The following is an 18262-nucleotide window of genomic DNA, read 5'->3' on the forward strand; positions in this document are numbered from 1 at the left end:
AAAAGATAAACAGTGCGGTATAAAGATTGGTATTAAGCAAATTTCAGAGAGAAATGTGCTTTTACCGGGTCGATAGATGAGTGACTACACATCGAATCTTCTGGGATCAAATAGTTCAGCAAATCCGGGAATGGCCCAAAACCTGAGGCAACATTAATATGGCCCACTTCACCAAGATTAACGGGATTTAACTTCCATGATTTTGCAAGTTGTAACGCATCAAAAAAGCCGAGCCATGGATCATTTTCACTAATGAGTAGCGTTGCAGGCACATCAATTTTTAATTGATGAAAATAATCTTTGTAGTCGGTCAAGCTATGGCGAGCAAACCCTGCTTCCCCAAAGCGTGCCGGATTCGCTGGAGCGACTAAAATTAGTTTCTTAACTTGGCTTCTTAATTCTGGATGCTCAGCCAAAGCAGCTACACTCGTTAAGCATCCAAAACTATGTGCAACAATTTGAACAGGAGCTTGAGCTGCTTGAACTGTTTTAACGAATTGCTCAACCCATTCGCTTAATACAGGTCTATCCCAGTTTTTTTGCTCAACACGAGAACTAGACACGAGTTGACGCTGCAACCAAGATTGCCAATGCTGATGTTCACTGCCACCTACACCCGGAACAATTACAGTGTGAATCATGTCTGTTCTCCTTACCTTTAGTGCAAAGAATTACTTCTCTGCACTATTGATTTTCACGATTTGATCGAAAACACCACCATTATCGAAGTGTTGTTTTTGTACTTTTGTCCAACCACCAAACTCTTTGTCGATTGTTACAAGCTTCAATGGCTTAAATACATTGCTGTATTTTTTAAGAACAGCTGCGTTACGCGGACGGTAGAAGTTACGTGCTGCAATTTCTTGACCAGCAGGTGAGTACAAATAGTTGAGATAACCTTTAGCAATCGTTAAGTTGCCTTTTTTAGCTGCATTCTTCTCCACAATTGCAACTGGAGGCTCAGCTAATATCGAAAGAGACGGAGTAATAATTTCAAATTTGCCCGGCTGTTCACGAATAGCTAAATGAGCTTCATTCTCCCAAGCCAGTAATACATCACCAATGCCACGCTCAGCGAAAGTAGTCGTCGCACCGCGAGCACCAGAGTCTAGAACTTTAGTATGTTTATAAATTTGGCGAACGTATTCTTGTGCTTTCGCATCATTGCCGCCTGGTTGATGTTTTGCCCAAGCCCAGGCTGCAAGATAGTTCCAACGAGCACCACCAGAGGTTTTCGGGTTTGGTGTAATGATTTCTACACCTGGTTTGATTAAATCAGCCCAGTCTTTAATTTGCTTTGGGTTGCCTTTACGCACCAAAAATACAATGGTTGATGTATATGGCGTTGAGTTTTGTGGCAGTTTTTTCTGCCAGTTAGTTGGAAGTAATTTTGCTTTTTCAGCAATTTCATCAATATCTGCTGCAAGTGCTAATGTCACCACATCTGCATTTAAGCCATCGATAACCGCACGAGCCTGTTTACCAGAGCCGCCGTGTGATTGCTTAAACTCAATATCTTGACCAGTACGTTGTTTCCAGTAAGTACCGAACTGTTTGTTGAAATCTGTATATAGCTCACGAGTAGGATCGTAAGAAACGTTTAAAAATTCTTGGGCTGCAAATGACGAAACAGAAAGAAGTGCAGCGATAACCCCGACTTTTAATTGAGAAAAACGCATGAGATAAGTCCTCAAAAAATATGAAATGTTCAAAACATGAACGCAGAATAGCGCTAGTCTTTATTCTAAAAAAATAATAAAAAACGAATTTAATATGAAAAAAATAGAAATAATAAAAAGAGATAAACTATTCTTAAATCTTGATATATAACAAGTTTCAAAAGCAGATACGAAATCGGTATAATTTTTTAAAATCAATCATTTATTATTTAAATGAAAGGTGTTGTATTGTTGTGCGGCTTTTAGCAAAGGATGGAGCAAACATGTGGTGTTTTAAAAATGGGCAACCCGTTGAGACTATTCCTTTATTAGATAGAGCCTTTCATTATGGAGATGGATGCTTTACCACAATTCGTGTCTTTCAAAATCAGATTGAGCTTAAAGAAAGGCACTGGCAACGTCTAAAACTTGCATGTCAAAAACTGTCTTTAACTGTAAATTTTGAATTAATCGAACTGAGTTTACAGCAGCTGCAAAAGCAGAACCTTGTACTCAACGGCACTTTAAAAATTGTGATTAGTCGTGGGGAAGGCGACCGCGGTTATAGTTTGCCGAAACATGAAGCTGATATTTATATCTGGTTTTATCCAAAAGCTTTAGAGCCGTTTGTGCCTGACTCTATCCAGTGCGGTGTTTTAAATCAGGCCCTAGGTTTAACCATGCCGAGCTTGGTCGGGCTTAAATCTTTAAACCGTCTTGAACAAGTATTGCTAAAAAAAGAAGCAGATCAACTCGGGTGGGCTGAAGCATTAGTTACTGATGTACAAGGTTATATTGTTGAAGGGGTCAGTAGTAATTGTTTTATTCGTTTAAATGATAGATGGATTACTCCTGAACTTCGCTATAATGGCGTCCATGGTGTAATGCGGGCAGAAATTCTGGCGCGTATGCAGCACCATGGTATTGCCTGTGAAGTACGTGTGATTGAATTAGATGAAGTATCTGAAATACAAAGTCTATTCTTTTGTAATGCTTTAAACCCTATGCGAGTGGTCACTCATTTAGGCGAAAAAACGCTAGATACACAGGCATGCATAGATTTATTTCATATCCTTAACTTAAATCAGATTCATTAATATGCCGAAGCCACCTGTGAATGCGAAAGCAAAAAACGCCAAGAAAAATAACAAAAAACAAGCTCCAAAATTTTCTAAGCGATTGGTTCTAATTGGCCTTTTTATTGTTTTAATCTTTACGTTTGCCATTTTATGGTCAAGTTTGTTTAAGGCTTATCCTATCGAAGGCAAAAAACAGATGTTATCTATTACATCTGGGGAAACTTATTCTGGTTTTATTGATCGTTTAGCAAAAGAAGACAAAATTAGCTTTCCTATCGTATTAAAGCTTTATCAAAAGTTTATGATTCATGACAGCATGAAAGCTGGTGTGTATGAAATTGAACAAGGGATGAGTGTAAGACAAGTGTTAGAGATGTTATCTGATGCTGATAATGCTCAGATGAATCGTGTTTTGGTGATTGAAGGTACAACTTTTAAGCAGCTTATTACTGCACTCAAAAATGATAAAAATGTAAAAAATACAATATTGGATTTACCTAATGATCAGCTTATGAAAGCGCTTGGGATTCCTTACGATCATCCAGAAGGCTTATTCGCGCCGAATACTTATTTCTTTGCCAAAGGCGAGACTGACAAGAAAATTCTTACCGATTTATATCATCGTCAAATAAAAGCTCTAGATACAGCTTGGGCAAATCGCGCGCCGAATTTACCTTATAAAGATAAATACGAAGCATTAATTATGGCTTCTATTGTTGAGAAAGAAACGAGTTTAGACAGTGAACTTACACAAGTTTCTGGAGTTTTTGTCCGCCGTTTAAAACTCGGTATGCGTTTACAAACGGATCCAACTGTTATTTACGGAATGGGTAATAATTATAAAGGCAACATTACCCGAGAAGACCTCCGTACTCCAACACCATATAATACTTATACCATTAATGGTTTGCCTCCAACTCCAATTGCTTTGCCAAGCCAAAAAGCAATTGAAGCAGCATTACATCCAGATGATTCAAATAACATCTATTTCGTAGCGACTGGTAATGGTGGACATAAATTTACGGCAGACTTGCAAGCACATAATCAAGCTGTGCAAGAATATTTATCCGTGTTGAGATTGAAGAAATAAGGAAAAGAGATGTTTATCAGCTTTGAAGGCACGGAAGGGGTAGGTAAAACTACACTCATTCGAAAAATTCATCAGCATTTTGAAGAGCAAGGCAAACAAGTTATTTTAACTCGAGAGCCGGGGGGCACACCGTTAGCTGAGCAAATTCGTTCGATGCTTTTGGCGGTGAATCATGATGAAAATATGAGTCATGATACCGAGTTATTACTCATTTATGCAGCACGTGCTCAACACTTACAACAAGTTATTTTGCCTGCTTTAGAAGCTAACAAAATTGTATTAAGTGATCGCTTTACCGATGCGAGTTTTGCTTATCAATGTTCTGGCCGTGGTTTAAGCCAAGATAAATTACAACTTTTAAATCAGAACTTCGTTTCACGCATGCCGGAGGTGACTTTCTGGTTAGATGCACCGATTGAACTTGGTATGAACCGTGCACGTGAACGTGGAGCTTTAGACCGTTTTGAACAAGAAAAGTTAAGCTTCTTTACTAAGGTTCGTGAAGGTTATGAAACCTTATGGAAAGCTGAGCCTGAGCGTATTAAACGTTTAGATGCTACACAAAGTCCAGATCAGGTGTTTGAGCAAGCTCTACAATATTTAGCATAGGCCATCGGATTAGCCACTCTCATATTTTTGGGAGTGGTGAAAAATGACGCTAATTCTGATTTAAAACGTCATAGAAAATATCTGTTATTTTCTTATGCTATCTTACATATGATTTATAGATTGAAGAATAACAAGGATGAAAAGCTCAAAAGAAGAAATCGTGGCATTTCTTGAAAAGGAATTTCCACCAAGTCTTGAACATTGCACGATTGAATCAGTCACCCCCAAAGCTGCAGTTGTTTATTATCATGTCGATCAAAGGCATCAACGCCCTGGTGGCACCATATCTGGTCCAACCATGATGACATTAGCTGATTTTGCCTTATATATTGCGATATTAGGTGAGATCGGTATTGTTGGTTTAGCCGTAACCACCAACTTTAATATTAATTTTTTAAGAAAACCCGCAGGTGATCAAGACTTACGTAGTGAATGTAAACTCATGAAGGTCGGAAAGAGCTTGGTTGTTGGGGAAGTCTGGATTTATTCAGTCGGTTTGGATGAACCCGTTGCGCATGTGACCGCGACTTATTCAATCCCACCTAGAGCATAAATATCAAAGCAAATAAAAAAGCACAGCCAGAGCTGTGCTTTTTTGTAGAGTAGAAGAACAGCTTAAATGTCGGTATTTACCAATGGCTGTTCTACTGCAAAATTTGGAGGAGTCAAAACAGTTTTACGAATCTCGCTGGAAGTTTCCGGATAATCAAGCGTGTAATGTAAACCACGTGATTCTTTACGTTGCATGGCACAGCGAACAATCATTTCAGATACTAAAACAAGGTTACGAAGCTCAATCAGGTTTTTGCTAACACGATAGTCTTGATAATATTCCGTGATTTCACGCTTTAACATTTCAATACGGTGTAAAGCACGTTCTAAACGTTTTGTGGTTCTGACAATACCAACGTAGTTCCACATGGTCGAACGTAACTCATCCCAGTTTTGTAAAATCACAACATCTTCATCTGGATTGGTTACTTGTGAGTCATCCCAAGTTGGTACTTCAGGTAATTTGAAGTTTTCATCAAATTTATTTTCGATATCTTTTGCCGCACTCATACCGTAAACAAAGCACTCAAGTAATGAGTTACTTGCCATACGGTTTGCACCATGTAAGCCTGTATAAGACGTTTCACCAATCGCATAGAGACCTTCAATGTCCGTCTGGCTATTTGAGTCAACCACCACACCCCCACATGTATAGTGAGCTGCTGGAACTACAGGAATCATATCTTTGGTAATGTCGATACCTAACTCAAGCAATCGTGCATAAAGTGTAGGGAAGTGCTCTTTAATAAACTCAGGTGATTTATGGGTAATGTCTAACCACACGTGACGAATACCGAGACGCTTGATTTCATGGTCAATGGTACGTGCCACAATATCGCGAGGAGCCAGTTCTGCACGATCATCAAAACGCAACATAAAACGTTCGCCATCAGTTAAGCGCAAATAAGCACCTTCACCACGCATAGCTTCAGTAATTAAGAAAGAGCGGGCTTGTGGATGGTACAGGCAAGTTGGATGGAACTGATTAAATTCCATATTGGCTACACGGCAACCTGCACGATAAGCCATTGCAATACCGTCACCTGTGGCAATATCTGGATTAGATGTGTACAGATAAGCTTTCATTGCACCGCCGCAAGCCAGTGCGGTAAATGGTGCAAGGAATGTATGAACTTTTTCCGTATTTTCATCTAAGGCATACAAACCAATAGCGCGATTCGCTTGATCGGTATGACCTAATTTATGCGAGGTGATTAAATCAATCGCAATATAATTTTCAAAAATAGTAATATTTTTACGTTCTTTGGCACGTTCAACCAAAGTGGTTGAAATGGCTTTGCCTGTTGCATCAGCAGAATGGATAATGCGACGCTGCGAGTGACCACCTTCGCGAGTCAAATGAAGCTGTTCATCTTCATCTAAGGTAAATTGCACGCCTTGTTTTAAAAGAAAATCAACAGAAGGGCGGCCGCCTTCTACGGTATGTTGTACCGCGTCCATTTCACATAAATGAGCGCCTGCAATCATAGTGTCATTAATATGCTGTTGAATAGAGTCAGTCTCATCAAGAACAGCAGCAACGCCACCTTGAGCATAAAAGGTACTTGCTTCGGTTAGAGCAGCTTTGGCTAAAACTGCAATATTAAAATGATTTGGTAACGATAAAGCCAGACTTAAACCAGCGCCGCCGCTGCCCACAATAATCACGTCAAAGTGGTGAATTGTCTGTAAATTAGGCATGTCCATTCGCATCAATTTAAAACGTCCGCTAATGACACCCCTTTTTACCTAAAAAGGCAAGAGCTTAAGCGCTCTAACTCAGAGAAAAATTGCAATTGGCTTAAAAAGTTGCAATGCGTAAAATATTCCTTGTGATGACGTATTACAAATAAACATATTGTTACGCACAACCTCAAAGCGTTGTGATACAACAGTTTTATCCTTATTCTCGTAGACCAATTGTGGGTGAGCACCGAATGAAATCTCGCTATTTACAACAAGGAATGTATGCAGCGGTATTTACAGTTGCTGCTGTTCAAGCAAATGCTGCTGTTGATTTTTCAAATCTTGTTGAACAAGTTAGTCCAGCAGTCGTGAGTGTAAATGTCGTAAAAAAAATGACTCAGGATGAACTGTTGCAGCAGCAAGTTCCTGAAATTTTAAAACGTTTCTTTGGCAATCAGGTCATCATTCCACAGCAACAAGGTCCACAAGAAAAGACAGCTTACGGAAGTGCATTCTTCATTAGTAAAGATGGTTATTTGCTTACAAACCACCATGTGATTGAAAATGCCTCTCGTATTAGCATCACTCTAAATGACCGCCGTGAAATTGATGCAACCGTAGTGGGTAGCGATGAGCGTACAGACGTTGCTTTATTAAAAGTAAACGGAACTAACTATCCAGCTTTACGAGTAGGAAATGTTGATCGCTTACGTGTCGGAGAACCTGTTTTAGCTATTGGTTCTCCGTTTGGCTTTGACTACTCAGCTTCGGCCGGTATTGTCAGCGCAAAATCACGAAACATGAGCGGTGAAACTTCGGTGCCGTTTATTCAAACTGATGTGGCTTTAAACCCGGGTAACTCTGGTGGTCCATTGTTTAACCAAAATGGTGAAGTGGTCGGGGTAAACTCTCGAATATTTAGTGGTACTGGCGGTTATATGGGCTTGTCTTTCTCTATTCCGATTGATGTAGCAATGGATGTTGCCGATCAGCTTAAAACAAAAGGTAAAGTCACACGCTCTTATCTTGGTGTGATGATGCAAGATATTGATCGAAACCTTGCTGATGCCTACAAATTACCAAAACCTGAAGGTGCTTTAATTACTCAAATTTCTCCGAACTCACCTGCACAAAAAGCAGGATTAAGAGCCGGAGATGTGATTTTAAAACTAAATGGTGCACCTGTGCTCCGTACGAGTGATTTACTCTATGCATTAAACAAAGTACAGCCAAATCAAACCGTTCAGTTTGAAGTATTACGTGATGATAAAACACGCAATATTTCAGCGACTTTAACGACTGCACCAGATGAAACACCTGCTACTGGTGCACAAGGTGCTGCATCTAAGGGGCCAGTTTTAGGCATGAGTATTCGTGATCTAGCTGAACCGGAAAAAAATGCGTTGAGCGTAAAAGGCGGTATTTATGTACAAGATGTTCGCCGTGGTGGTTTAGCGTCACTGTCAAATATCATTCCGGGTGATGTGATTACTCAAGTCAATAATAACCAGATTTTGAATAGTCAGGATTTTGCAAAAGTTGTTTCTAACTTGCCGAAAAATACCGTAGCACGTGTTGCTATTATTCGTCAGGGACAGCGCGCAATGCTTGGTTTACGTATTCAATAATCCTCAACCGAATCAATAAGCCACCCTGAAAATGGGTGGTTTTTGTTATTTATCTTGAGCGTTTAGCGATATCTACCTACACTTATTTCAGTTTTAAGGTTAATAAATAAGAGTGTTCATTTGTGAGTAGTATTTTTGATTTACATATTCAGGTGCAGCCACATCACATTGATGCGTTAGGGCATGTAAATAACGTAATGTATGTTCAATGGATGCAGGATGTAGCTGCTGCTCATGTTGAAACTTTGGGAGTAGGGGTAACTAAATATCTTGAGTTAAAACACGCCATGGTCGCGGTTGAGCATCATGTGCAATATCGTAAAGCTGCATTTGAAGGCGAACAAATTGTGTTACGTACATGGTTAGATGACATTAATGCACTTTATTCATTCCGCCAGTATGTGTTTTTTCGTCCATCAGATCAGGCCGTATTATTTGTTGGGAATACCAAATGGGCATGTATTGAAATTGCTACAGGACGTCCAAAACGAATGTCGCCAACTTTTACCCATGCATACAAGCCGCTTGACTCAAGCATAAACCCTTACGATTTTACCGTTTCGTATGATAAGTAAGTAAAAAAGAGAGGCTGGAATTTGAAGAATTTATTTTCCATAGAAACCGATCGATTAATCTTAAGTGATCTTACAGAAGCTGATAAAAATTTTGTCTTTGACTTATTTTCAAATTCAAGCGTACTCGAATTTTATGATTTAAAAGCCTTTACTTCATTAGAAGAAGCTGGGGCTTTAATTGAAAAAATGCATAAAAAATGGAATCAACAGCTAGGTTTTAGGCATGCTATTCGTCTTAAAAAAGATGGAAGTATGTTGGGAACATGTGGTGTAAATACTATCAAACAGAGTGATGATGATTTTGCGGTTGTCATTGGTTATGAACTTCATCCTAATGCATGGGGTGAGGGATATATGCAAGAGGCTCTAGTAGGGCTCATCCAGTATTTGAAACAAGAGAGATTATTCCAAAAACAAATAAAATATGTTTGGGCTGAAATATTTGAACAGAACATTAGATCTCAACAAGTCGTGCAGAAACTCGGATTTGAATTGATTGGGGATATAGCTAATGAGACAGGTAATAATTTATCTGCAAGTCTACTTAAGTTCGAGCTAAAACTGTTCTGATTTAAGTACTCTTCAAAGAGAAATAGATCGTTATGTTGAGAAGTTTAAAAAGCTTTTTTAAAAGAAAGAATTTATATCTTTTTCATATCGGCAATCTGTTATAATCTCACGCAATTTATTTAACCGCTTTGGCTGTGTATTAAAACAAGCTACATAGCACTCTATATTTTCTCAAGGTAACCCATGGCGCAAGCTAAAAAATCCGTCGATATCAAAAATATACGAAATTTCTCGATTATTGCCCACATTGACCATGGTAAGTCTACATTGGCTGACCGTTTTATTCAGATGTGTGGTGGTCTACAAGATCGTGAAATGCAAGCTCAGGTCTTAGACTCAATGGAGCTTGAGCGTGAACGTGGGATTACCATTAAAGCCGCTTCTGTCACGCTGTATTACACCCATCCAAATGGTCAGGAATACCAACTTAACTTTATTGATACGCCAGGGCACGTTGACTTCTCCTATGAAGTTTCTCGTTCATTAGCTGCATGTGAAGGTGCGCTACTGGTTGTAGATGCTGCACAAGGTGTTGAAGCTCAATCAGTTGCAAACTGTTATACAGCAATTGAACAAGGTCTAGAAGTTCTTCCTATTCTAAATAAAATTGATTTACCACAGGCTGAACCTGAACGTGTAATTCATGAAATTGAAGAAATTATCGGGATTGAAGCGACAGATGCACCAACCTGTTCAGCAAAAACTGGTTTAGGTGTTGAAGGTGTACTCGAGCGTTTAGTCGATGTTATTCCGGCGCCAGAAGGTGATCGTGAAGCACCATTACAAGCATTAATTATCGACTCATGGTTTGATAACTACTTAGGCGTAGTTTCTCTTGTTCGTATTAAACAAGGTCGTATCCGCAAGGGCGACAAAATGTTGGTTAAATCGACAGGGCAAACTCATCCGGTCACTTCTGTAGGTGTGTTTAATCCTAAGCATACCGAAACAGATATTCTTGAAGCTGGTGAAGTAGGTTTTGTTATTGCGGGTATTAAAGATATTTTTGGTGCACCAGTAGGTGACACGATTACTCTTGCTTCTACACCAGACGTTGCAACTTTACCGGGTTTCAAAAAGGTTAAACCGCAAGTATATGCTGGTCTTTTCCCTATTGATGCGAGTGACTTTGAACCATTCCGTGAAGCATTACAAAAATTACAGATCAATGACTCGGCTTTATTCTTTGAACCAGAAAGTTCGGATGCTTTAGGCTTTGGTTTCCGTTGTGGCTTCTTAGGTATGCTGCACATGGAAATTGTACAAGAGCGTTTAGAGCGTGAATACGATCTTGACCTCATCAGTTCTGCACCTACCGTAATTTATGAAGCATTAACTAAGAAAGGCGAAACGATTTACATCGATAGTCCATCAAAAATGCCGGATGGATCGACTGTAGAAGATTTGCGTGAACCAATTGCTGAATGTCATATCCTTGTTCCTCAAGAATATTTAGGGAACGTAATGACGCTCTGTATCGAACGTCGTGGTGTACAAAAAGATATGAAATTCTTGGGTAACCAAGTTTCTATTACTTTTGAAATCCCGATGGCTGAAGTTGTTATGGATTTCTTTGATAGATTAAAGTCATGCTCTCGTGGCTTTGCATCTTTAGACTATAACTTTGTACGTTTTGAAAGTTCAGCTTTAGTTAAGGTTGATGTGTTAATTAATAGCGAAAAGGTTGATGCCTTGGCTATGATTTGTCACCGTAATGATGCACGTCATCGTGGTATTGCATTGGTTGAGAAAATGAAAGACTTAATTCCTCGCCAAATGTTCGATGTTGCTATTCAGGCAGCAATCGGTGCGCAAATTATTGCCCGTTCTACCGTAAAAGCGATGCGTAAAAACGTATTGGCAAAATGTTATGGTGGTGACGTTTCGCGTAAGAAAAAACTACTTTCTAAACAAAAAGAAGGTAAGAAACGTATGAAACAAGTGGGAAGTGTTGAAATTCCACAAGAAGCGTTCTTGGCTGTATTGAAAGTAGAAAGATAAGAAATGAGGGTGGGGGAAGTGAACAATTTCTTTTCCCCACTGTAATACAAGCAGCGAGGCTGCGAGTGAGGTCATGTGGATTTTGATTTTAATTTAATTCTTGTTCCAGTTACGCTGATTCTATTTGCAGTGTGGTTGTTAGATAAACTTGTATTAAAACAGCGTGCAAATAAAGGACGCGGGAACGAAAATTTTGTCATTACATGGGCCTATGACTTTTGGCCAGTTTTAGCTGTAGTACTTGTGCTTCGTTCATTTCTTTATGAGCCATTTAATATTCCATCGGACTCTATGGTGCCAACTTTAGAAACTGGTGATTTTATTCTGGTGAATAAATTTGATTATGGTGTACGTCTACCTATCGTTAATAAGAAGATTATTGATGTAGGCGAACCGAAGCGTGGTGATGTAATTGTATTCCGTTATCCACCTCAACCGACTATTAGCTATATTAAACGTGTAATCGGTTTACCTGGTGATCATATTGTTTATGACCATGGGCAATTGATTATTAACGGGAAAAAAGTACCGAAAGTATTAACACAGTTCAGTCGTGAAAAAGATGTGATGGATACGCCAACGTCTATTTATCATAAAGAGACGATTGGTGAGCATACCTTTACGATGCGTGAGCTTGAAGGCGTAAATGTGGCGCGCCAAGCACCGTTTATCAACTATGTTGAAAATGGTAAATATGCGAACCAAGACGGTTTATATTGGGAAGTGACTGTACCAAAAGGACATTACTTTGCAATGGGGGATAACCGCGATCAAAGTGCAGACAGTCGTTTCTGGGGGTTCGTTCCTGAAGAAAACTTAACAGGACGAGCATTCTACGTGTGGATGCATAAAGAACCGGGTTTACACCTTCCTAACTTTAGCCGAAATGGAAAAATAGATTAAAAACAACCATTAGGAAAAAAAGAAATGCGTAAGGCACAACAGGGTACTTCGTATTTAGCAATTTTATTTGGGGTGGTTATATTTGCGATTGCAGTAAAAGCTGTACTTGCAGTTTGGCCAGCATATTGGGATGATCGGCTGATTAATAATCAGATAGAAGAGCTTTTACAAGAAAGCTCTTCTGAGATCACACCACAAAAGTTTGTAGCACAAATGGATCAGCGACTCGAAATGAACAATATTCGTGATCTCCACTTTAAAGAGATCGCTCAAGTGTTTAATCAGTCAGGTCTAACGGTCAAAAAGAAATATGAAGTAAGAAAACCTTTCTTATTCAATATTGATTTAGTTTTAACATTTGAGAAGAGTTTTGATAAAACATCAGTTCAAACTAAGTGATCCTCGCTTACTGAGTCGAATCGGATATCAATTTAAGCAGCTTGAATTGTTACAGTTAGCTTTGACTCATCGTTCGGTGAGTCACAAATACAATTACGAGCGCTTAGAGTTTCTCGGTGATTCATTATTAGGCATGATAATCGCCAATTATCTATATCATGCCTATCCAAATGAAAATGAAGGTCGTCTCACGCGTATGCGTGCGACCTTAGTTCGCCAAGAAGCGTTAGGTAAGATTGCAACCGATTTGCAACTTAGTCGGTGTTTAATATTAAGTACAGGCGAGTTGAAATCTGGTGGTCATCATCGTGAGTCAATATTAGCAGATACGGTAGAAGCGATTATTGGTGCAATTTATCTTGATAGTGGTGATCTCAACTTACTTAAAGATATTGTGCTAAAATGGTACATACCCTATTTAGACCATATAGAACCTACGGATCAACTCAAAGATCCGAAATCACGTTTACAAGAGTATCTACAAGCACGTAAAAAACCTCTCCCTGTTTACGAGGTTGTAGATATTCAGGGTGATGCACCTCATCAGCACTTTAAAGTGGAATGTGTGGTAGATGGTTTACCGAAGATTTATGGTGAGGGTTCAAGTCGTCGTTTTGCCGAGCAGGCAGCAGCGGCGGAAATTTTAAAGTTATTGGAGCAATAACCTGCATGTCGATGCATTCTGATCAAATCAATCCAGATTCAAATGAAAACCAAGATCCTAATAATCTGATTGATCAATTTTTTAGTTCCAAAGGCGTAACAATCCCTTCGGATTTTAAGAGCGGATTTGTGGCGATTGTGGGGCGTCCAAATGTGGGTAAATCTACCCTCATGAACCATTTATTGGGTCAAAAACTTTCTATTACTTCGCGTAAACCTCAAACAACACGTCATAAAATTATTGGTATTGATTCGCGCGAAAAGATGCAGGCGGTATATGTAGATACCCCAGGTATGCATAAAAAAGAAGTGCGTGCTATTAATAAAATGATGAACCGTGCTGCTCATTCTGCATTACGTGACGTTAACTTAGTTTTATTCGTTATCGATGCTTATAAGTGGACTCAAAATGACGATTTAGTGCTTGAAAAACTCAAGAACGCTGAAATGCCGGTTATTTTGGTCATTAATAAGGCGGACACTTTTGAAGATAAAAGAGAGATTCTTCCTCTCATTCAAGAACGTGCCAAACTTATGAATTTTGCTGAGATTGTTCCTGTTTCTGCTTTGCGTGGTGCAAACTTGGAACACTTGAGTGAAACGATTGAGAAATACCTTCCTTACCAACCACCATTGTATTCATTTGATCAGATTACTGACCGCTCTGAACGCTTCTTAGCAAGTGAAATTATTCGCGAAAAAATTATGCGTCAGTTGGGTGAAGAGCTTCCTTATGATTTAACAGTACAAATTGAATCTTTCAAAACAGAAGAAGCAACTGTTAATGAAAAAACTGGTCGTTTAAAGCCGGCTTGTACCTATATCGATGCAACGATTTTTGTAGACCGCGCTGGTCAAAAAGCCATTGTGATTGGTGAAAAAGGTGCCAAGCTTAAAACGATTGGTATGGATGCTCGTAAAGACATGGAAAAAATGTTTGAGCAAAAAATTATGCTCACACTTTGGGTAAAAGTGAAGGGTGGCTGGTCTGATGATGAGCGAGCTCTCAAAAGCTTAGGATACAGTGATATCTAAAGGATAAGGATGCTGGTATGAAAACAATTACATCATTAATCGCTATAGTTGGATGTACATTGATGTTACAAGGTTGTGTATATAAGCTTGTAACCGTACCAGTAGGTATCGCCTATAAAACTACTAAAGGTGTAGTTAAAGGTACAGCAGCTGTTGTAGGTGCTGTTATTCCTGACGGTGATGATGAGGATGATAAAAAAGAAAAAGAATCTGAGGAATAGATTCTTTTTATGATGCGCAATGAAGTCCTCCATGGATATATGATTCATCACCGTAAGTACCGTGAAAAAAGTCATATTGTGCATCTTTTTACTCAGGAATATGGGCGAGTCGATGGCATCTTAAGGCAGACTCCGCCCCCTCAATATCAACCTATTCGACTGCAAGCCACAGGTAAAAGTGAACTCAAAAATTTTACTAAGCTGGAAATATTAAATCAGCCTGTTTTCTTTTTTGGTGATGCTTTTTTTGCTGGTTTTTATCTAAATGAAATTGTTCTTAGACTTTGCCCATTAGAAGAGGCAATGCCACAAACTTTTGAGCAATATCAATTAACTTTGCTTCAATTACAGCAATTATCTTCCCACGAAAATCCTGATCTTTTTCTGAGACAGATTTTGCGCCAGTTCGAACATGTTTTGCTTCCTGAGCTGGGTTACGCGATTGATTTCTCAATTGATACTCAACAACAGCCAATACAGGCTCACCAGTTTTATCAATTTCAGGTGACGGAAGGTTTTGCGCCCGTTGTTCAGGCAAGTCGTTCTTCATTGTCAGGTAAAGCAATTTTATCTATGTTGGATTATGAGCAAGGCCAGGATTTTTCTCACGAACAATTGCAATTATTAGGTAAACTATACCGTCAAATGATTACATCGCTTTTAGGAGATCGTCCCCTAAAAAGTCGACAATTGTGGATTCAAAATACTCAAACTCAATCGTAATTAGGATTTATTTATGGCTGCATTGCTTGGTGTAAACATAGACCATGTTGCTACTTTGAGACAGGCGCGCGGTACTACTTATCCAGACCCTGTAGAAGCTGCTCTTATTTGTGAAGAAGCGGGTGCAGAGGGGATTACTTTGCATTTGCGTGAAGATCGTCGTCATATTCAAGATGATGACGTACGCCGCATGCGTCCATTATTAAAAACGCGTATGAACCTAGAGTTGGCTGTTACTGATGAAATGGTCGAGTTTGCGAAAGAAATTCAGCCGCAGCACGTGTGTTTTGTTCCAGAAAGACGCCAAGAAGTAACAACTGAAGGCGGTTTGGATGTAGTGGGTAACTTTGAAAAAGTTAAAGCTGCAACTCAAACTTTAGCGGCCATTGGTTGCGACGTATCATTATTTATTGATGCTGATTTAGCCCAAATTGATGCAGCAGTTGCGTGTGGCGCACCTACGATTGAGTTGCATACAGGTGCATATGCAGATGCGGAAACAGAGCAAGATCAACAAGCCGAGTTAGAGCGTATTATCAAAGGTGTTGAATATGCAGCTTCAAAAGGTTTGGTTGTAAATGCAGGTCATGGCCTTAACCTTAAAAATATTGCGCCAATTGCAGCTATTCCACAAATTCATGAATTAAACATTGGTCATTCAATTATTGCTGAAAGTGTTTTTGTAGGTCTGGTTCAAGCGGTTAAAGATATGAAAACAGCGATTCAGGCAGCAGGATAGTTGGTTATGTCGAGTATCAATTACGATGAATTAATGCAACCTGTGGTGGCCTTTTTAGGATGTCAAACACCAAATGCATGGTTGGATGAGGCAATCAATAATTTAGATATCTTGATGCAAGATCATGCTAATTGTGAAAAGAAAGCTGCTAGTACAGCAATGAACTTAATGTTCCGCTATAGCTTCTTTCCTGACTTACAAGTAAAACTTGCTCAACTTGTACGAGAAGAAATGCTTCACTACGAACAAGTACTTGAGCTTATGGCTAAGCGCGGTCAAGAGTGGACTGGTTTAAGTGCTGGGCGTTATGCAGGTGGGTTGCGTAAAGAGATTCGTACGTATGAGCCTGAAGCTTTAATTGATGTGCTGGTGATTGGGGCATTCGTAGAGGCTCGTTCATGTGAGCGTTTTTATGCACTTGCTCCGCGTGTAGATGATGAGTTAGGACGTTATTATCGATACTTGCTTAAGTCAGAGTCTCGTCATTTTGAAGACTATCTCGCACTTGCGCTTGATGTAGCAAAAACTGCAAAAATGAAAGATCCTAAAGAGGATATTCAGCAGCGAATTGATCATATCCGTGAAGTTGAAAAGAATCTGATTTTAACCCCAGATAATACTTTCCGTTTTCATAGTGGTATTCCTGCTTAGTCTTGGATGTCTCAAATAAAAAAGTTTACCTTTCACGGTAAACTTTTTTATTAGGTAAGCATGTTCTGCTTTTAGTTTTTTAATGCATATAATTATTTAATAAATATATTTTTTATAGATTTTAATTTCTCTTAAAATTTTTAAAAAACTTTTATTTTTTTAGGCTAATAATAAATATTGTGTAAATATAAAGGCTGATATGTTCATCATGAGTTCAACTGAAATAGTTGATCATTTCTAAGGATATAAGAATGTTAGCATTAGTTACAGGTGCCTCAGCGGGTTTTGGTTATAGCATTTCAAAAAAACTGATTGAGTTAGGATATAACGTTATTGGTTGCGGAAGACGAGCAGAAAAACTAGAAGAACTAAAACAAGAACTTGGTGAAAAATTCTACCCATTAGTATTTGACATGACAGATACGGCAGAAAATATAAATAAAGTATTGGTTGATTTGCCAGCCGAATTTCAAATCGGCCAAATTGATTTATTGGTGAATAATGCAGGTTTGGCATTAGGATTGGAACCAGCAGATAAATCAGATCTAGATGATTGGTACACGATGATTGATACCAATGTTAAGGGGCTTGTTACGATTACCCGATTAATTTTGCCAAGTATGGTAAAGAAAAAATCAGGTTTGATTATTAATATGGGGTCTATCGCAGGCACATATCCATACCCAGGGGGCAATGTGTATGGGGCAACCAAAGCTTTCGTGGAGCAATTTAGTCTAAATCTTCGTGCTGATTTGGCTGGTACTGGTGTGCGCGTAACTAACATTGAACCAGGGTTGTGTGGAGGTACTGAATTTTCTCTTGTGCGTTTTAAAGGTGATGAGGATAAAGTAAACAGTCTATATGATAAAAAGAATCCACTTTTGCCTGAAGATATTGCAAATACAGTAGCTTGGATTGCTTCCCAACCTCCACACATTAATATTAATCGTATTGAAATGATGCCGACCACTCAATCTTTTAATCCTTTAAAAGTGGTTGAAGTGGAATAATAATTTAAGAAGAAAATATATTCTTTCGAGTTAGGTTAGAGCGTTAAACCTAATAAAGACTCTAAGAAAAAATTAAATCCTCTATCTGCTGATAGAGGATTTTTTATAGTTATTGATAAATTTATGGCAAAAAAAAGCCCGCTTTAATGCTGCGGGCTTTTTAGTATTTGGCTCTCCCACCTGGGCTCGAACCAGGGACCTGCGGATTAACAGTCCGTCGCTCTACCGACTGAGCTATGGGAGAATCTGCATGCGATTATAAGGAGATTTTGAGAAGGGTCAAGTCTAAATTGTCATGTTTACTTCATTTTTGTGTCGTATGCTTTTTATTTGATCAGTTGAGTGATGAGTTAAGAAATTACTTGCACTTTAAAAAATCAATTGCTAGATTCAAAAAAGAACAAGCGTTTGGAGAAATCCAAACAGTGTGGATTTAAACCAACTTGCCAGCACTAAAATGGCTAAATCGG

The 18262-nt window shown here is 38.9% G+C and carries 21 protein-coding genes and 1 tRNA gene; 18 read left to right on the forward strand and 4 right to left on the reverse strand.

The features are described from left to right. Positions 1-32: 32 nt before the first annotated feature. Both ACTJJG_RS06385 and ACTJJG_RS06390 read right to left on the reverse strand, forming a co-directional pair. Positions 33-641, reverse strand: coding sequence for an RBBP9/YdeN family alpha/beta hydrolase (locus ACTJJG_RS06385; protein WP_032055214.1), 609 nt, complete (start codon positions 639-641; stop codon positions 33-35). Positions 642-671: 30 nt separating this feature from the next. Further along, positions 672-1679 (reverse strand): sulfate ABC transporter substrate-binding protein, encoded by a 1008-nt coding sequence (locus ACTJJG_RS06390; RefSeq protein WP_001212602.1) that lies wholly within the window; start codon positions 1677-1679, stop codon positions 672-674. A gap of 263 nt (positions 1680-1942) precedes the next feature. Between ACTJJG_RS06390 and pabC the strand changes: the two genes are divergently transcribed. The 4 genes from pabC (at position 1943) to ACTJJG_RS06410 (ending at position 4989) form a co-directional block, all read left to right on the forward strand. After that, positions 1943-2755, forward strand: a complete 813-nt coding sequence (gene pabC / locus ACTJJG_RS06395) for an aminodeoxychorismate lyase (protein WP_002118496.1) — start codon at positions 1943-1945, stop codon at positions 2753-2755. Position 2756: 1 nt separating this feature from the next. Then, positions 2757-3827, forward strand: a complete 1071-nt coding sequence (mltG, locus tag ACTJJG_RS06400) for an endolytic transglycosylase MltG (RefSeq protein ID WP_440608918.1) — start codon at positions 2757-2759, stop codon at positions 3825-3827. 9 nt (positions 3828-3836) lie between these two features. Then, positions 3837-4436 carry a dTMP kinase gene (tmk, locus tag ACTJJG_RS06405; RefSeq protein WP_032055218.1) on the forward strand — a complete coding sequence of 200 codons (600 nt, stop codon included), beginning with the start codon at positions 3837-3839 and terminating at the stop codon, positions 4434-4436. A 136-nt stretch (positions 4437-4572) separates the two neighbouring features. Further along, positions 4573-4989, forward strand: coding sequence for a PaaI family thioesterase (locus ACTJJG_RS06410; RefSeq protein WP_000842533.1), 417 nt, complete (start codon positions 4573-4575; stop codon positions 4987-4989). 62 nt (positions 4990-5051) lie between these two features. On the opposite strand, the gene nadB is transcribed toward ACTJJG_RS06410, so the two are convergent. Next, entirely contained in the window at positions 5052-6695 is a 1644-nt protein-coding gene (gene nadB / locus ACTJJG_RS06415; protein ID WP_372552550.1) for an L-aspartate oxidase, read from the reverse strand. 230 nt (positions 6696-6925) lie between these two features. Here nadB and ACTJJG_RS06420 point away from each other — a divergent pair, with 230 nt between their 5' ends. From ACTJJG_RS06420 to ACTJJG_RS06480, 13 genes are all read left to right on the forward strand, one after another. Then, positions 6926-8302: a Do family serine endopeptidase gene (locus tag ACTJJG_RS06420; protein WP_005067820.1), complete on the forward strand. Its 1377-nt coding sequence runs from the start codon at positions 6926-6928 to the stop codon at positions 8300-8302. Between the two features lie 122 nt (positions 8303-8424). Further along, a complete protein-coding gene (locus ACTJJG_RS06425; RefSeq protein ID WP_005073148.1) occupies positions 8425-8877 on the forward strand; it encodes an acyl-CoA thioesterase in 453 nt (150 codons plus the stop codon). A 21-nt stretch (positions 8878-8898) separates the two neighbouring features. Beyond that, positions 8899-9447, forward strand: coding sequence for a GNAT family N-acetyltransferase (locus tag ACTJJG_RS06430; RefSeq protein ID WP_032063840.1), 549 nt, complete (start codon positions 8899-8901; stop codon positions 9445-9447). Positions 9448-9630: 183 nt separating this feature from the next. Continuing rightward, positions 9631-11448, forward strand: coding sequence for a translation elongation factor 4 (gene lepA, locus ACTJJG_RS06435; protein WP_002118606.1), 1818 nt, complete (start codon positions 9631-9633; stop codon positions 11446-11448). Between the two features lie 75 nt (positions 11449-11523). Then, the gene (lepB, locus tag ACTJJG_RS06440; RefSeq protein WP_002118456.1) at positions 11524-12351 is read left to right on the forward strand and encodes a signal peptidase I; all 828 of its coding nucleotides are present in this window, start codon (positions 11524-11526) and stop codon (positions 12349-12351) included. Positions 12352-12375: 24 nt separating this feature from the next. Next, a complete protein-coding gene (locus ACTJJG_RS06445; protein WP_017480576.1) occupies positions 12376-12750 on the forward strand; it encodes a DUF4845 domain-containing protein in 375 nt (124 codons plus the stop codon). Further along, positions 12722-13414, forward strand: a complete 693-nt coding sequence (rnc, locus tag ACTJJG_RS06450) for a ribonuclease III (RefSeq protein ID WP_005067830.1) — start codon at positions 12722-12724, stop codon at positions 13412-13414. Before ACTJJG_RS06445 ends, rnc begins: the two co-directional genes overlap by 29 nt. An 11-nt stretch (positions 13415-13425) precedes the next feature. After that, positions 13426-14448 carry a GTPase Era gene (gene era / locus ACTJJG_RS06455; RefSeq protein WP_079381034.1) on the forward strand — a complete coding sequence of 341 codons (1023 nt, stop codon included), beginning with the start codon at positions 13426-13428 and terminating at the stop codon, positions 14446-14448. Between the two features lie 17 nt (positions 14449-14465). Continuing rightward, on the forward strand, positions 14466-14669 hold the full coding sequence (locus ACTJJG_RS06460; protein WP_005067833.1) for an NF038104 family lipoprotein: 204 nt from the start codon (positions 14466-14468) through the stop codon (positions 14667-14669). Positions 14670-14678: 9 nt separating this feature from the next. After that, on the forward strand, positions 14679-15392 hold the full coding sequence (gene recO / locus ACTJJG_RS06465) for a DNA repair protein RecO (protein WP_016140294.1): 714 nt from the start codon (positions 14679-14681) through the stop codon (positions 15390-15392). A gap of 13 nt (positions 15393-15405) precedes the next feature. Then, complete coding sequence (gene pdxJ / locus ACTJJG_RS06470) at positions 15406-16131, forward strand: pyridoxine 5'-phosphate synthase (RefSeq protein ID WP_002118629.1); 726 nt, start codon at positions 15406-15408, stop codon at positions 16129-16131. A gap of 6 nt (positions 16132-16137) precedes the next feature. Next, positions 16138-16782: a tRNA-(ms[2]io[6]A)-hydroxylase gene (locus tag ACTJJG_RS06475; protein ID WP_032055220.1), complete on the forward strand. Its 645-nt coding sequence runs from the start codon at positions 16138-16140 to the stop codon at positions 16780-16782. A gap of 251 nt (positions 16783-17033) precedes the next feature. Next, positions 17034-17792 carry an SDR family oxidoreductase gene (locus ACTJJG_RS06480; RefSeq protein WP_032035927.1) on the forward strand — a complete coding sequence of 253 codons (759 nt, stop codon included), beginning with the start codon at positions 17034-17036 and terminating at the stop codon, positions 17790-17792. Between the two features lie 168 nt (positions 17793-17960). Here the strand turns inward: ACTJJG_RS06480 and ACTJJG_RS06485 are convergent. Then, positions 17961-18036 (reverse strand) — tRNA-Asn (locus ACTJJG_RS06485). 46 nt (positions 18037-18082) lie between these two features. Between ACTJJG_RS06485 and ACTJJG_RS06490 the strand changes: the two genes are divergently transcribed. Beyond that, positions 18083-18229 (forward strand): hypothetical protein, encoded by a 147-nt coding sequence (locus tag ACTJJG_RS06490; protein ID WP_079381033.1) that lies wholly within the window; start codon positions 18083-18085, stop codon positions 18227-18229. Positions 18230-18262: the final 33 nt, after the last annotated feature.

Origin of the sequence: Acinetobacter sp. 22512 (assembly GCF_052044755.1) — a bacterium.
Lineage (GTDB): Bacteria > Pseudomonadota > Gammaproteobacteria > Pseudomonadales > Moraxellaceae > Acinetobacter > Acinetobacter pittii.

Excerpts from the sequence above, each read along its gene's own strand:
- ACTJJG_RS06385 (WP_032055214.1), bottom strand. The coding sequence starts at position 641 with ATGATTCACACTGTAATTGTTCCGGGTGTAGGTGGCAGTGAACATCAG.
- ACTJJG_RS06390 (WP_001212602.1), bottom strand. The coding sequence starts at position 1,679 with ATGCGTTTTTCTCAATTAAAAGTCGGGGTTATCGCTGCACTTCTTTCT.
- pabC (WP_002118496.1), top strand. The coding sequence starts at position 1,943 with ATGTGGTGTTTTAAAAATGGGCAACCCGTTGAGACTATTCCTTTATTA.
- mltG (WP_440608918.1), top strand. The coding sequence starts at position 2,757 with ATGCCGAAGCCACCTGTGAATGCGAAAGCAAAAAACGCCAAGAAAAAT.
- tmk (WP_032055218.1), top strand. The coding sequence starts at position 3,837 with ATGTTTATCAGCTTTGAAGGCACGGAAGGGGTAGGTAAAACTACACTC.
- ACTJJG_RS06410 (WP_000842533.1), top strand. The coding sequence starts at position 4,573 with ATGAAAAGCTCAAAAGAAGAAATCGTGGCATTTCTTGAAAAGGAATTT.
- nadB (WP_372552550.1), bottom strand. The coding sequence starts at position 6,695 with ATGGACATGCCTAATTTACAGACAATTCACCACTTTGACGTGATTATT.
- ACTJJG_RS06420 (WP_005067820.1), top strand. The coding sequence starts at position 6,926 with ATGAAATCTCGCTATTTACAACAAGGAATGTATGCAGCGGTATTTACA.
- lepA (WP_002118606.1), top strand. The coding sequence starts at position 9,631 with ATGGCGCAAGCTAAAAAATCCGTCGATATCAAAAATATACGAAATTTC.
- ACTJJG_RS06445 (WP_017480576.1), top strand. The coding sequence starts at position 12,376 with ATGCGTAAGGCACAACAGGGTACTTCGTATTTAGCAATTTTATTTGGG.
- era (WP_079381034.1), top strand. The coding sequence starts at position 13,426 with ATGCATTCTGATCAAATCAATCCAGATTCAAATGAAAACCAAGATCCT.
- ACTJJG_RS06460 (WP_005067833.1), top strand. The coding sequence starts at position 14,466 with ATGAAAACAATTACATCATTAATCGCTATAGTTGGATGTACATTGATG.
- recO (WP_016140294.1), top strand. The coding sequence starts at position 14,679 with ATGATGCGCAATGAAGTCCTCCATGGATATATGATTCATCACCGTAAG.
- pdxJ (WP_002118629.1), top strand. The coding sequence starts at position 15,406 with ATGGCTGCATTGCTTGGTGTAAACATAGACCATGTTGCTACTTTGAGA.
- ACTJJG_RS06475 (WP_032055220.1), top strand. The coding sequence starts at position 16,138 with ATGTCGAGTATCAATTACGATGAATTAATGCAACCTGTGGTGGCCTTT.
- ACTJJG_RS06480 (WP_032035927.1), top strand. The coding sequence starts at position 17,034 with ATGTTAGCATTAGTTACAGGTGCCTCAGCGGGTTTTGGTTATAGCATT.